Below are 14741 nucleotides of genomic sequence, written 5' to 3'. Positions count from 1 at the left end.
AAGCAGATACTAAAATAGCATAATGAAGAAAAGTAGATTGAATAAAATAGTTGCGTTGTTGTTGACTTTTGGAGTTGCTCAGCTCCACGCTCAGGAAGTTAAGCGGATTGATCATGGCTGGGATTTCTTAAAGAGCGATCTGGGTGGAATCTGGGAAGCTGTAAGGCCGGTGGGAGTCGGTAATCCCGAATCTGTTCCATTGTGGCAGCAGGTTGATCTACCGCATTGTTATAATGCGCTGGACGCTGTTGATCCAGCTATCAATTATTATCAGGGACCCAGTTGGTATAGAAAATCGCTGGAGATCGACAACCCCTATTTAAATGGTCACACTCTCCTTCATTTTGAAGGAGCCGGACAAAAGACAGCTGTTTATATCCATACCGTTAAAGTTGGGGAGCACGTTGGTGGATACGACGAATGGACTGTGGACATTACGGATGCGGTTGAAAAGTTTAAAAAAACAGCTGCTTTTAAAAAACAGTTTAAGGGTAAAATACCGCTTTCAATTCGTGTGGATAATTCGCGTGATTTAGAAATGATTCCCTCCAATCTGTCTGATTTTAACGTCTATGGCGGTATTTACAGACATCTAAACCTGAAATATGTTCCGCAGACAGCCTTGGAACGTGTATTTGTTGAGGCGTCAGTAGGGGCTGATGGCAGGCAGGGGGTAGCCAACGTCCATGGACGACTGATGCCATTTTCGGCTCAGACTAATTTTGAAGTCGAAATGCAGCTCTACGACCCCGCTGGAAAAATCGTGCAAACCCAGCAACCACAGGTTAATAAGGGCGCATTAAATCTTGAATTTGGACAATTCATGGTCAAGAAGCCACAGCTTTGGAGCCCTGATCAACCGGCTTTATACCGTTTAGTTACGACAATCAAAAGCAATGGACAAGTATTTAAGGAAGAGAGTGTCTTTGGCTTTAGACATGTAGCGTTTAAAGAAAAAGGTCCTTTTCTGCTGAACGGGAAAAGACTTTTGCTTCGCGGTACCCATCGTCATGAAGACCATGCCGGAGTTGCTGCAGCAATGACTGACGATCAGACCTTACAGGAGATGACCCTGATGAAAGAGATGGGTGTAAACTTTATACGCTTGGGACATTATCAGCAGAGTCGTAAAGTGCTTGAGGCCTGCGATAGTCTGGGTATTTTGGTTTGGGAAGAGATTCCATGGTGCAGAGGTGGATTGGGTGGAGAGGTCTATCAGCTTCAGGGAAAACGGATGTTAACCAATATGATTGAACAGCATTATAATCATCCATCGGTCATTATTTGGGGCCTCGGCAACGAAAATGATTGGCCCGGTGATTTTACGGAGTTTGATCAGGCGAAGATAAGAGCTTATATGAGTGAACTCAATGGCTTAGCTCATCAATTGGACCCAAGCCGGAAAACAGCGATACGACGTTGTGATTTCTGTAAAGATATTGTTGATGTTTATTCTCCGTCCATTTGGGCGGGTTGGTATAGAGGCGTTTATACCGACTATAAAGCAGCCTCCGAGGAAGAAATGAAAAAGGTAAAGCATTTCCTTCATGTGGAGTGGGGCGGGGATAGTCATGCAAGACGACATGCAGAGGACCCTGACCGTGCTCTAGCTAAAATCAAAGGTGATGGTACAACAGATGAACGGGCAGGCGATGCGTCGCTCATTGGTGGAGCAGCACGCGTTTCTAAAGATGGCGATTGGAGTGAAAGCTACATCTGTAATCTCATCGATTGGCACTTAAAGGAACAGGAAACCATGCCTTGGCTCACGGGAACAGCCTACTGGCCATTTAAAGATTTTTCAACTCCGGTCCGGCCAGACAATCCTGTGCCTTATGTCAATCAGAAGGGTGTTGTTGAACGGGATTTTACCAAAAAAGAATCGTACTACGTATTCCAGTCGTATTGGACCGAGAAGCCAATGTTGCATATTTATGGCCATAGCTGGCCGGTCCGTTGGGGTGAAAAAGACGAGTCGAAAATGATCAAGGTGTATTCCAATGCCAAGGAGGTTGAGCTTTTTGTCAATGGCAAAAGTCAAGGACTAAAGAAAAGAAATAGCCAAGATTTTCCAGCGGCAGGTTTGCGCTGGATGGTGAAACTGAACGAAGGAAGCAATCAGATTAAAGCTGTCGCGAAAAACGGCCGGGAAATTCTCGTGGATGAAATTGAACAGCAGTATCAGACAAAAAAGTGGGGTAAACCGGCAAAACTTCTTGTGGAAAAGATTGCCACGGAAGGCGATATGATCACTGTGCAAGCTCAAATTGTGGATAATACCAATACCCCCTGTCTCGATGCAAAGGATTGGATCTATTTTGGTTCGACCGGCGATGGTCAGTTGATCGTCGACCAAGGCACTTCTACGGGGTCGAAAAAAGTGCAGGCCTACAATGGTCGTGCATTGATTAAGCTTCGACTGCCTTCGGGAAGCGCTGTGGTATCAGGCCGGATGGAAGGATCAAAAAGTACCTTGTTAACGATAGAAAAATAACACAAGATGTTAAAAGCAACGAATCATTTGAACTTCTTTTTACTGCTCGGCCTTATGGGGTCGCTTGCGCCATGCCGTGCACAAGGCAATTCGCCGCAGCTCAAGCTTTGGTATGATCAACCGGCCTCGCTCTGGGAGGAGGCACTACCGCTAGGCAATGGCACTACAGGAGCGATGGTCTTTGGTGGGCTAAGTAAAGATAGGTTTCAAATTAATGATAATACCCTATGGTCGGGTGAACCCGATGCGGGCAATAATGCAAACGGCCCGCAGGTTTTACCCCAGGTGCGCCAAGCCATCTTTGCTGGAAAATATGAAGAGGCAGCAGTTCTTTGGAAGAAAATGCAAGGACCTTATTCTGCCCGGTATTTACCTATGGGCGATTTATGGTTGGATTTTCACCAGGACGAAAAAAAGATAAAAGATTACAAACGGGAGCTGGATCTGGAGCGAGCGATCAATCTGGTCAGTTATTCCTATCAAGGTGTTCAATACCTAAGAGAAAGTTTTGTCAGCTTTCCGGATAAAGCATTGGTTGTTCGACTGAAGGCCGACAAGAAAAAATCAATTACATTCGACCTTTCCTTAACCAGTAAGCTAAAATACAGTGTTTCAGCGCAAGGGAATAATCAGCTGACCTTGCAGGGTAAAGCACCAAGTTTTGTCGCCAATAGGGATTATGAACCCCAACAAGTTGTGTACGACAGTATTGGCGGAAAAGGGATGGCTTTTGCGATGCAGGTAAGCGTAAAGAATATCGGTGGTGTGGTAAAAAAAGAGGGGGATAAGCTTAAGATCATAGGCGCCGATGAGGTGATTTTATTTTTGACGGAAGCGACAAGCTTTAACGGTTTTGATAAGTCGCCGAGTCAGGAAGGTAAAGATGCCACGCTGCTCGCAAAAAACCGCATGCATACTGTCTCCAAAAAGAATTTTCAGACCATACTCTCCGATCATCAAAAAGATTATCAAGCACTATTCAATCGAGTAGCCTTTGAGCTGGCTGGTACCTCTGCGCATGATAAATTGCCTACAGATCAACGTATCATACAGTTTTCCAAAGGACCGGCCGATTTGGGGCTGCTGACACTGTATTATCATTTTGGACGGTACTTGTTGATTGCCAGTTCCAGACAAGGAGGGAGACCAGCTAATTTACAGGGGATCTGGAATGATCATGTGCAGCCGCCCTGGGGAAGTAATTACACGACCAATATCAATACAGAAATGAATTATTGGCTCGCGGAAAATACCAATCTTGCAGAATGTCATCAACCCTTGTTTGATTTTATGGATGAGCTGGCTATCAATGGGGCCAAAACAGCATCGATAAATTACAATATCGATAAGGGCTGGGTTGTTCATCATAATTCCGATCTATGGGCCAAAACTTCCCCTCCGGGCGGATACGATTGGGATCCCAAAGGAATGCCGCGCTGGTCGGCATGGCCTATGGCAGGAGCCTGGTTGAGCACACATCTATGGGAACACTACCGTTTTACGGGTGACAAAACGTTCTTGAAGGAGAAGGCCTACCCCTTGATGAAAGGGGCAGCCCAATTTATGTTGCAATGGCTGATTGCGGATCTCGGAAATAAATATCTCGTCACCAATCCGTCCACTTCACCTGAAAATACAATTAAAATAGCAGGTAAGGAATATCAATTGACCATGGCCTCTACCATGGACATGGCGATCATTCGGGAGCTTTTCACAGCTGTTATTCACTCCTGTGCTATACTGAACGTTGATCCTGAATTTAAATCAGCACTAGAACAAGCGAAGGAGAAGCTTTATCCCTATCAGGTGGGGCAATATGGACAATTGCAGGAATGGTTTAAAGATTGGGATGATCCAAAGGACCAGCATCGGCATATTTCCCACCTATTTGGATTATACCCGGGCAATCAGATCAGCCTTGCAGAAAACAAGGCTTTGGCTGCGGCCTCCAAGCGTTCATTGCTTTTAAGGGGCGATGTGAGTACCGGCTGGTCGATGGCCTGGAAGACAAATTGGTGGGCGAGGCTTCAGGATGGAAATCATGCCTATAAAATCCTCAAGGATGCCTTAAATTTTATTGATCCCAAATTGGACCGTGCGCAGATGAGCGGTGGCGGAGCCTATCCGAATCTATTTGATGCACATCCACCTTTTCAAATAGATGGGAATTTTGGTGCTACGGCGGGAATGACTGAAATGTTGCTGCAGAGTCATGATGGAGCCGTCCACTTGTTACCGGCCCTACCTGATGAATGGTCTGCTGGGACGATAAAAGGAATTAAGGCCAGGGGAAACTTTACCGTAGATATTGCCTGGAAAAATAACGTATTGACCGAAGCAATGATCGTGTCCAATATTGGTGGTGTTTGTCGTTTGCGTACACCTTTACCCGTTAAAGTTGTCGGTGTCGAATCAAATCCGGCAGCTGTCACAGACAATGCGCTATTATATAAACCGGAACAACTTCCGTATACGGTAGCGGATTCTTCCAAACTGCCCCTTTTAGCTGGTCCAAAAACGTTTGAAGTTCAATTTGAGACCATAAAAGGTAAACGGTACCGTATTGTTCCGCTATAAATCAAAATCCAGGAAAAATGAAATTTACATCAATTGTTCGCGTCATGGGCTGTCTCCTTGGGATCGCAATTTTCCCTTTATTCTTGAGGGCAAAAATGAAGGAAGGTGTTTTTGAGCAGGAGATCATCCAGACGCTGCGCCCTGTTATCCTAAAGCAGTCCAAGTGGGCGATGAAGCAGAAGCCAGTGACTGTGACAGCTTATAAGGCAGTTCGGAGTGCCGGGGGTATTCATGATTTTTATTCTGAAGGTGATTATTGGTGGCCCGATCCCAAAGATCCCGCTGCGCCCTATATTCAACGGGATGGGATGACTAGTCCGGCCAATTTCGTTGAACATCGTAAAGCGATGATCCGCTTCAGCCGAATTGTGGGGGCACTGGCTTCAGCCTATCGTTTGAATCCGGATAAAAAATACGTACAGCAGGCCCTTCGCCATTTAAAGGCTTGGTTCGTGGATGCAGAAACGATGATGAATCCGAATCTTCTTTATGCTCAGGCTATACAAGGGCGTTTTACAGGGCGAGGAATAGGCATTATTGATACCATTCATCTGATGGAAGTTGCACAGGGCGTAAAGATATTTGAAAACGACCCCAATTTTCCACAGGCTGCTAAGGATGCCATACATCGCTGGTTTGCAACCTATTTACGCTGGCTTACAACGCATCAATATGGAATCGATGAAATGAATGCTGCCAATAACCATGGTACCTGTTGGGTGATGCAGGTCGCTGCATTTTCGAGTTTGGTGCAAGACACGGTATTACTCAACAGATGTGCAGATCGCTATGCGCACGTGTTATTGCCGAATCAAATGGAGTCTAATGGCAGTTTTCCGAGAGAATTGCAGCGGACAAAACCTTATGGATACGCGTTGTTTAATCTGGATGCGATGACCATGATCTGCCAGATTTTGTCCAAGACCAACACCTCCCTTTGGCAGTATACATTGTCAGATGGGCGGACAATAAAAACGGGTGTTGATTTTATGGTCCCTTATATTGCAGATAAAGAAAAATGGCCGTATCCGAAAGATGTCATGTATTGGGATCAGTGGCCAATTGCGCATCCGGCACTCGTATTTTCGGCAGAAGCTTACCAGAATAAAGACTATCTGCAGCTTTGGAAAAAGCTTGATCATGCACCTGAACAAGAAGAGGTTGTTCGAAATTTGCCCATTCGCAACCCGATTATATGGCTTTGATTTTCCTGGCTCTTTATAAAATAACTTAACCATTTCACCTTAAAAACCTACAGATAACATGAATGTTAATGCGACGTCTTTGCGAAGATATACCCTCTTTTTGCGCTTTCGAAATTTAAAAAGGCCATCCATTGCCAAAGCACTATTTTTGACGGGAATTCTGTGCGCTTTTCAACACGTTGAGGCACAGAGTACCAGGCAGCTGCAAAAAGCGTGGGGCCTTGCAGATCAACAAGCTCAACTACTTTATAAAGAATTGCAGCTCTTGAAAAAAAGGGATTCATCCTTGGTTTCGCCACGTACGCTTTCCACAGATAACGAACTGGTTGCTGTGAAAAGGGCGGACTGGACCAGTGGTTTTTTTCCTGGCGTCCTATGGTTTCTCTACGAAAAGTCGGGAAAACAACAATGGAAGGATCTCGCTTCGGAAACAACAAGGTCGATCGAGGCGGAGCAATTTAATGGTAAGACCCATGATATGGGCTTTAAGATCTACTGTAGCGTTGGAAATGGTTATCGCTTAACTGCAGATCCACAGTACCGGGAGGTGCTTGTACAGGCAGCCAAAACGCTGGCAACCCGCTTCAATCCAACAGTCGGTTGTATACGTTCGTGGGACCACAATAGCCACCGCTGGGACTTTCCGGTTATCATTGATAACATGCTCAATCTAGAATTGCTGTTTGAAGCAACCAAACTCACTGGAGACTCTACTTATTATCAGATCGCGGTGAGCCACGCCAACACAACGCTAAAAAATCATTTTAGACCGGATTACAGCACTTATCATGTGATAGACTACAACCCGAAAACAGGAGCTGTGCAGCATAAAAACACCCATCAGGGCTTAAGTGACGAATCGACCTGGTCGCGGGGTGAGGCCTGGGCACTCTATGGATATACGATGTGTTACAGAGAAACCGGCGATCCGAAATATCTGCAGCAAGCCGAAAAAGTTGCGCATTGGCTGTTTACACATCCTAATATGCCGAAAGACTTGATCCCTTATTGGGATTTCGATGCACCTCATATACCAAATGAACCACGGGACGTGTCGGCAGCGACAGTCATTGCATCGGGGCTGTTGGAATTAAGCACGTATAGCAACCAAGGGAAAGATTATCGTGCAAAAGCACAGACCATATTGGCTAACTTGATAGACCATTACATGTCGCCACCAAATAAAAATCGCGGTTTTATATTATTACACAGTACGGGATCGAAACCTTCCAATACCGAAGTGGATAAACCTTTGAGTTACGCCGATTATTATTTCTTGGAAGCACTGCATCGACAAGAAGAGCTGCAGTCCGGAAAAGTGCAATCGGATCTGGTCCGGAAAAATCCTACGGGACAATTGATCTATTTTCCGGATGCACAAGGAAACGTCATCCCCGACTTTAGCCATGTGGGCTATCATCAAGGTGATCAAAAGCTGCCCAATGTTCCTGTCGTGGTTACGGTAAAACCCAGCGTAAATGGCGATGATCAGCAAATTATACAGCAGGCTATCGATGCCGTAGCAGCAAAACCACCTGATAAAAACGGTTATAGAGGTGCTGTTTTGTTAAAAAAAGGCCTGTACACTATACCTGGGAGTTTGGAAATTCATGCCAGCGGTGTCGTGTTGAGAGGTGAGGGGGATGCTGAAGGACAAACCCTGCTTAAAGCAGCAGGCCAGCACCAACGGAGCTTATTGAAAGTTTCTGGTACGGGTAATTATACAGTGGACCAGGCTAGACAACAGTTTGTTAAGCCTGGCTATGGACCTGTAGGGGCTAACTATGTTCTGGTCGATCGTCCGAAGGAATGGAGAGTGGGCGAGCAGGTCCTCCTCTCGTATGAAATGAACGATGCCTGGATTGAAGCGCTTCGAATGAACCAGATTGAAAAAAGAGAAGGGACGAAACAGTGGACAGCGCGGGAATACAAGCTAAATTTTGAACGTACTATTTTAGCCATTCGAGGTGACTCTGTATTTTTTGATAATCCCCTGGTGATGGCGATTGATCCGAGGTACGCAAAAGTGGCCGTCATTCCCTACACCTTCGACGGGCGTATAAGTGAAGTTGGGATCGAAAATATACGGTTCGAGTCTGATTTTGTAAGTGATACGGACGAAAATCACGGCTGGATTGCAATTGATATGGATAAAATAACGAATGGTTGGGTGCGCAATATCACCGCGCGTTATTTTGGCTATGCGGCGGTGAGTCTTGGTGCTTTTGCCAAACAGATTACAGTAATGAAGTCGCGGTGTCTGGATGGAAAATCTCAAATTACAGGCGGGCGGAGGTATTCGTTCAATAATGACGGTCAGCTTAATTTATTTAAAGAACTTTATACGACGGAAGGTCGTCATGATTACGTAACAGGGGCCAGGACCCTCGGTCCGAACGTTTTTAGCCTTTCTAGCGCGGAACGAACACATGCGGATATTGGTCCACATCATCGATGGGCTGTTGGAACCTTATACGATCAAATCGTAACGGATGGTGAAATTAATGTGCAGGATCGGGGTAATTGGGGGAGTGGACACGGTTGGGCTGGGGTGACACAAGTCTTATGGAATTGTACGGTCAAAAGTGCTGCAGTACAACAGCCCTGGACTTCTGGGCAAAATTTTGCCATAGGCGTAAAGGGAGAGAAAGTAGCTGGAAGATTGAAAAATAGAAACGCTGGTTATTGGGAAAATCAAAACCGGATAATGTCGATCGGCTCGCTTTATGAGCAACAATTAAAAGATCGATTAAAGTGATTCTTGTTCGTGTTTATTCAATGGAATGATTATTTTTATCATCTATTTCAATTATATACCTTATGATGCCACTACGTGTTTTTGTGCGCTGTTTTTGCTGTGCTTTAGCGTTAATTTCTGTTTTGCATGCGCAGGAAAAAAACTATCGTTTTTTACACTTGGATGTCAATGAAGGTTTGTCTCAGGGCAGCGTTTTCGCTATTGCTCAAGATTATTTGGGTTTTATGTGGATCGGTACCCGTGATGGCTTAAATAAGTACGACGCCAGAAAGTTTACGATTTACCGCAGCAATCCACAAGATAGCCTTTCCTTAGAGCACAACTTTATTCAAGCGATTACGGAAGATAACAAAAGGCGGCTTTGGATAGGGACAATGACAGGACTGAATTTATACAATCGTGCGTCAGACAATTTCATCCGTATACCCTTACCTACTGTGGAGAGTAGCAGTGGAAAAATGGATGTCAACGTTCATCAGATTTTTCAGGATTCCAAGGGCAAGATTTGGATTGCGACAAATATAGGCTTGTATAAGATTAAAGAGGGCCGGCATCTCGAAGCGGAATTGGTCTTCAATGAGATTACCGTTGAAAGAAGCCAGGGAAAAGAATACTATCGTAATTTTCGAACCGTGTATGAGGATCGCAGAAAGCGATTGTGGTTTTGTACTGATGATGCCATTGTACTCATGCAGGCCGCATCGAAAGATGGAAATAGTTTAAAGGTTCTACGGACTTACTTCAAAGAGAAATCAGTAGATAATAAAGTTAATCAACGGTTTCAGGCCGTATTGGAGGTTAGTCCAGGTGTATTCTGGGTAGGCACGAAATATAATGGGATTCGGATTATCAATGAGCATACAGGCGAAATATCCTCGTTAACTGAAGCGGGCAATCATACAGGTTTGGCCAGTCAAGATGTACGGTCCTTAAAAAAAACAGTTGATGGAAAGATTTGGATCGGAACATTCAATGGCCTATATGTTTATCAAAATGGAAAACTGCTTTTTATTCAGGCAGACGATGGAAATCCCAATAGCTTAAGCAATAATTCCATTCGTCCTATATTTCAGGATAAGAGGGGATCTATTTGGATCGGAACCTATTTTGGAGGGGTCAATATCTATGACAAGGATATTCCCAATTTTCAGAATTTTACCCATCAAGCTAAACGCAATAGCTTAAGTTACAATGTGGTGAGCGCTTTTGTTGAAAATGGAATGGGAGAACTTGTAATCGGAACTGAGGGTGGAGGATTGAATTATTTTAATCGGCGTACGAATTCGTTTTTTAGTGAACGTCACGATAAAAATAACCTGAATGGCCTAAGTCATAACAATGTGAAGTCCATCTGTCTAGATAAGGGAGGGAACTTATGGGTAGGTACCTATGACGGTGGATTGAATTTAAGACGAAAGGGGCAACAAGGCTATGAACATTTTCGTTTCGATCCCAATGTAAGTAATGGCCTGGCAAACAATAATGTCTATGCAATCTTAGAGGATCGCAATGGCGATATTTGGATTGGCACGTTCGGTGGCGGACTACAGGTGCTTCGTAAAAACCAGAAAGTGGGATCTTTCCAGACATTTGATGTTGCAGGAAAGCAATTGAGCTCCAATATGGTGCGCGCTTTGCTAGAGGATTCAAAAGGTAATCTATGGATCGGTACTTCCAATGGGTTAAATCTAAAACTAGCCGGTACCGATAAATTTGTTTCCTTTCTAAATGACAAGAAAGATTCTCTTTCAATTAGCGGAAATGATATTGTGAGTATCCATGAAGATCGAAAAGGACAGATTTGGATCGGTACCTATATGGGCGGGCTCAATCGCTATCTTCCGGAGAAGAAAGCGTTCAAAAGGTTCAATGAACGAAATGGATTGCCGATCAACAATGTTTTTGCGATGTTGAGCGATCTGAAAAACAAATTGTGGTTGAGTACAAATACAGGGATTTCTTGTTTCGACCCCCTATCGGGTCATGTACGCACCTATACGAAGACCGATGGTCTTCCTGGCAACGAATATATTCAAAATGCAGCAGCAATGTTGCGGGACGGAAAACTTGCCTTTGGAAGTTTCTCCGGCTTCACCCTATTTAATCCGGATAGTTTAAGTGTCAATAATTATATTCCCCCCATTCAGTTTACAGAGCTGAAATTATTCAATAAAACAGTTCTCCCAGGTATTGATGCTGTTATTCCCAAAGATATATCCATGATGGATGAATTGATACTTGATCACAATCAAAATGTTTTTAGTCTCGAATTCAGTGTGTTGAATTATGTCCATCCGGAGAAAAATCAATACGCGTATTATCTGAAAGGTTTTGATCAAGACTGGAATTATGTGAGCAATCCCGTGGCTACGTATACCAATTTAGACCCTGGTACCTACGAGCTTTGGGTAAAGGGGGCCAACAACGATGGGGTATGGAACGAAAAGGCAACGGTTTTGAAGATTAAAGTGCTGCCAGCACCCTGGAAGACATGGTGGGCCTATAGCGGCTATTTTCTTCTTTTTGCTGCGGCCGGTTTTTTGGTTATCCGATTTTTCCACGGCCGGAATAAATTGAAACAGGACCTTTTGATTCGGCAAATAGATTCGGAAAAACAGGAGGAGCTCCATGAAGCAAAACTGAATTTCTTTACCAATATCTCCCATGAATTCCGTACGCCATTGTCATTAATTATCGGGCCGTTAAATCAATTAAAAGGCGACCGATCGCTTTCAGCGTATGCACAGGAGCACCTTGGTTATGCGACGAGAAATGCCGATCGGTTGATGAATCTGGTCAATCAGCTGCTTGATTTCAGAAAACATGAAGGCGGAAAGATGAAATTGTTTTGCCAAAAGGTTCATCTTGCTACGTATTTGGAAAACATTCGCCAGAATTTTCACTTTATTGCCGAAAAAAATAATATTCAGTTTTTTCTGGATAATAAGGTAAGTCCTAATTACGTTGCAGGTTTCGATCCGGAACAATTTGAAAAAGTCCTTGTCAATTTGATTTATAATGCGTTTAAATTTACGGATAAGGGGGGTAAAATAAAGATACAGGTTGAGCTAGAAGTGGAAGGTGAGTTGGAGAAATTGCTTGTTTCCGTTTGGGATTCCGGGCGTGGAATCCCACCCAAAGATATTCCTTTTGTATTTGAACAATTTTATCAGGCCAATACAAAAGGCTTGTCGGCTACCAACGGTGGAATAGGTTTGGCACTTTGCCGTTCCATTGTCCAGTTGCACGGCGGGAAACTCACTGTTGAAAGCAATATGGTACAGGAAACGACAGACTACAATACGGTATTTCGGATCAGCCTGCCCCAGAGCGCTGTCGTCATCGAAGAGCTACCGGTCTTAACGGATACTCCAGGGATGATATGCGCTGACCCAGCAGATGCCGGTATGCCCTATGTGGATACTACAAAAACAGCAATTGAGCGTCCTGCGGCGGAGGAAGATAAACCCATCATACTTGTTGCCGAGGACAATGTGGAGCTACGTTGTTTTCTATGTGAAAATTTACGAAAAAAATATATTGTTTTGGAAGCCAACGATGGTATTGAGGCCCTGGAATTGGTGCAAACAAAACAGCCCGATATTATCATTTCGGATGTAACGATGCCCAACTGTGACGGAATCACACTTTTGCAGCAGATTAAAAATGATAGCAGTTCAAATCATATTCCGGTGATTCTTTTGACAGCCCGCACAGCTGATCCTTATATCACAGAGGCATTTGAAATCGGTACAGATGATTACATTACCAAGCCCTTCAGTATGCCGCACCTCATTCAGAAAATTTCTAACATCTTACAGACGCGGAAAAGGTTGGAGGAAAAATTTGTACAGCATTATCTTCTTGGAGCGCAGGGAACAGATCTGCCCGAAAGAACTCGTTTCTTGGATCAGGTGTTGAAGATTGTTGAAGAAAATCTGGGCTGCGAAGATTTTGGCGTGCTTGATCTTACAAAAGCCATCGGTGTGAGCCGCTCTGTTTTGTACCGCAAGATTAAGCAGCAAACGGGACTGAATCTGGTTGAATTTATTAATATGGTCCGTCTCAAGAAAGCAGCCTATATTTTGGTGAACGATACAGGTTTGAGTATCAGCGAGGTGGCTTATCAGGTCGGGTTCAATGATCCAAAGTATTTTAGCAAATCATTTAAGAAATTCTATAAGGAGAGTCCACGTACCTATGTTGAAAAATTCGGTGTAAAGGAAAGTAGCAATTTAGAAAAATAAGCAAGGGTTTTCGTGATTTGGTCAGCAGCAGCGAGGACAGCAGACTGAATTTTTTTTCGGTCAAAAAAAAAGGTTTTCAAACGGGGAGAATGAAAACCTTCAATAACCAATTATAAACCTAAATTATGATGCAACAAATATAGTTGTTTTTAATACTATTTTAAAAATAATTCAACTTTTAAGTATAGTTTTGTAGCTGTCCAGCTACAGGTTAATATTGCCCTGTCGCTGAAAGAACCTGCCCATAGCTTATACGCTTTTGACCAACTTATGAATAACGTATAAAGTGGTCAATCCCAACAGCGCAAATATGCCATAACCTAATCCAATCTGAAACTGCGAAGAAGGGTTTACCAAGCTTACCGTGATGTAACTGAGTGAAGAGGTCAGCAGGTAGGTAATTCCGCCAACCAATCCGCCGGCGATACCTGCCGACAATGGAAACCTCCCTAAACAGTAGCTGAAATAATTGTTAAAAATAAATCCTGCTGTACAATGTACAGCAAATGCGAAAAATGTCAATGTATAGAGATTTGACAGGTAAGGTGAAACCAAGAGCATACATACAATCAGGCTGATCTGAATGAAGTTGGCGATTCTCAACTTCGGAACCAAGGCTCTTTTAATAAGGGCTTTACCAATAAAACCACCACACATCCAAGCTAAGCCCATAATTAGCGAGGTATAACCGGTTGTGATTGCGCTATAGCCCAGCTGGTGTTCAATAAAAAAGGGACCGCTGAGGTTGTAGAACATGACAAGACCGTAGGATATACCGCACATGACTATACCGAAGGTAAAATCATTGCTTTTAAGCATCATTTTAAATTCGCCAATCAGGTAGTTGATATGGAGAGGTTTCTTCTGTTTGATTGTTTCGCCAGAAAAGATCAGTTCAAGGATGAAAAGTACAGCACTGTAAACGGCCAGAACCATAAAGTTAGAACGCCAACCAAATTGTGTCTGAAGGTAGCCGCCAATAAAAGGAGCGACAATCGGACCGATCGACCAGACGATGGTCATAATGCTGAGGTAGTGCTTGCGCTGTTCACCTTCGTAGACATCCACAAAATAGGCTCTTTTTGAGATGACCACGAATGCCGATAAGATGCCCTGTAGAATACGCATCAGGTAAATAACCCAAATATCTTGCGTGCTTGCTGTAATCCAGAAACTGACAATGAAAAGGAAAAGTGATATCAGGTTGATGCGATATCTTCCCCAAGCGTCAACCAACGCTCCTGTAAAGAACTGAGCAACACCATAGCTGATTAGAAAAAGCGAAAGGGTTAGCTGGATTTTGCTTTCATTCAAGCCAAGCTCCTGAGCCATTTGTGGCATCGACGGAAGATAAATATCGGTCGCAAGTCCCGTAATCGGAACAAGTGCAAATGCTAGTATCGTCGGGATAAAAGATTGCTGTGGTTTAGTGTTTTTTTCCATCCTGTAATTTTTTAAAT

At 43.8% G+C, this 14741-nt stretch carries 6 protein-coding genes; 5 read left to right on the top strand and 1 reads right to left on the bottom strand.

What is annotated here, in order from left to right; genetic code table 11:
- Nucleotides 1-22 precede the first annotated feature (22 nt).
- From BGP15_RS13190 to BGP15_RS13170, 5 genes are all read left to right on the top strand, one after another.
- Nucleotides 23-2494 carry a glycoside hydrolase family 2 TIM barrel-domain containing protein gene (locus tag BGP15_RS13190; RefSeq protein ID WP_286769771.1) on the top strand — a complete coding sequence of 824 codons (2472 nt, stop codon included), beginning with the start codon at nucleotides 23-25 and terminating at the stop codon, nucleotides 2492-2494.
- Nucleotides 2495-2500: 6 nt separating this feature from the next.
- On the top strand, nucleotides 2501-5071 hold the full coding sequence (locus BGP15_RS13185) for a glycoside hydrolase family 95 protein (protein WP_286769770.1): 2571 nt from the start codon (nucleotides 2501-2503) through the stop codon (nucleotides 5069-5071).
- Nucleotides 5072-5088: 17 nt separating this feature from the next.
- Nucleotides 5089-6276 carry an alginate lyase family protein gene (locus BGP15_RS13180; protein WP_286769769.1) on the top strand — a complete coding sequence of 396 codons (1188 nt, stop codon included), beginning with the start codon at nucleotides 5089-5091 and terminating at the stop codon, nucleotides 6274-6276.
- A gap of 58 nt (nucleotides 6277-6334) precedes the next feature.
- Nucleotides 6335-9034, top strand: a complete 2700-nt coding sequence (locus BGP15_RS26960) for a glycoside hydrolase family 88 protein (RefSeq protein WP_070569559.1) — start codon at nucleotides 6335-6337, stop codon at nucleotides 9032-9034.
- A gap of 62 nt (nucleotides 9035-9096) precedes the next feature.
- Nucleotides 9097-13281: a hybrid sensor histidine kinase/response regulator transcription factor gene (locus BGP15_RS13170; protein WP_286769768.1), complete on the top strand. Its 4185-nt coding sequence runs from the start codon at nucleotides 9097-9099 to the stop codon at nucleotides 13279-13281.
- Nucleotides 13282-13530: 249 nt separating this feature from the next.
- Here the strand turns inward: BGP15_RS13170 and BGP15_RS13165 are convergent, their stop codons facing one another.
- Nucleotides 13531-14724, bottom strand: a complete 1194-nt coding sequence (locus BGP15_RS13165; RefSeq protein ID WP_115048005.1) for an MFS transporter — start codon at nucleotides 14722-14724, stop codon at nucleotides 13531-13533.
- Nucleotides 14725-14741 lie beyond the last annotated feature (17 nt).

The organism is Sphingobacterium sp. 40-24 (assembly GCF_001899705.1).
GTDB lineage: Bacteria > Bacteroidota > Bacteroidia > Sphingobacteriales > Sphingobacteriaceae > Sphingobacterium > Sphingobacterium multivorum.
The sequence above is the reverse complement of the archived record's forward strand: the minus strand, read 5'-3'. Positions and strand labels throughout refer to the sequence as shown.